The 1,057-nt window shown below is 29.2% G+C and carries 1 protein-coding gene; it reads left to right on the forward strand.

Translation table 11 applies throughout. The features are described from left to right. Nucleotides 1-302: 302 nt before the first annotated feature. On the forward strand, nucleotides 303-971 hold the full coding sequence (locus WA340_RS05965; RefSeq protein WP_336127872.1) for a hypothetical protein: 669 nt from the start codon (nucleotides 303-305) through the stop codon (nucleotides 969-971). Nucleotides 972-1,057: the final 86 nt, after the last annotated feature.

Here is a 1,057-nt window from a genome sequence, read left to right on the forward strand (position 1 = left end):
TAACCTTATTCCTCTCTTTGGTTCTTTATGATTAAATGTTAAAGTTAATAGATTGCTAACTTAAGACGTATATAAAAAATAGCGCGAGCATTCGCTAACACAAAGGTTCGGGCATTTTCGGGAAGTCGCCAAATTTTTAAATTTGACGATTTCCCGAAAATAAAATAAATAGTAAAATTTAAAAATCTGGCGTGTGTTTCATCCGAATAGATAACGCTTATTTTCAGCGCTACTTTTCATATACACAACCGTTGCCAGTAATTTACAGATAAACGCAAAAATCAATAATTAAACTATCAAAAATGAAAAAAACCATCTTTTTACTTTCTTTAATATTAGTGTCTTGTGGTGCTACTATGAATTCTGTTCTACCTGAAAGATTAACTGAAAATGACATAATTCTAGAAAAAGAATACACCAAAGAAATAGGTAGTCCACTAGTAACTAAAGGAGATTTCCTCCAACAGAAAGCGGTAAAAATTAAAAACATGAAATCTTTTAATATCAGCATGATGAAATTCCCTTATTCTGTTGGTGAAAAGTTACCTTTAAACGGACAGAATAGTTCATATTATTTTTACTACGATAAAAGTATGTCTAGAGACAATACATATCAAATTGGAATAGCAGAAAACAAAAAAACTGGTGAGTTTAAATCTTTTGTGAACTCTTACTCTGGTGGATTTTACACTAAAGATATTCCTGAATTTGAATATGAAATAACTAAATTCACGCCAAACGACTGTGATAACTGTTTTAAACAAGAATTTATATATAATGGTAGAGTAAATAACGATTTGAAATTTGTATACAGAGAATATGTAGATAATTTAGCTCGTTCAAGTTTCACTCAAGAATTACAATATGACATAGATGACAGTAATATAATTGGATTTAAAGGACTACGAATCGAGGTTCTTAATACAAATAACACATCGATAACATATAAAGTATTGAGTACATTTGAATAAAAACTACAGCCAACAAAGAACTGAGGCAATAAACAAGTAAAATATTAATTATTTATTGCTAGAGTACTTCTATGTTCACCATTGTA

Source organism: Mesoflavibacter sp. CH_XMU1422-2 (assembly GCF_037029245.1).
GTDB lineage: Bacteria > Bacteroidota > Bacteroidia > Flavobacteriales > Flavobacteriaceae > Mesoflavibacter > Mesoflavibacter zeaxanthinifaciens.

What these genes read in the sequence shown, in the direction of transcription:
- WA340_RS05965 (WP_336127872.1), top strand. Translation starts at nt 303, where the DNA reads ATGAAAAAAACCATCTTTTTACTTTCTTTAATATTAGTGTCTTGTGGT.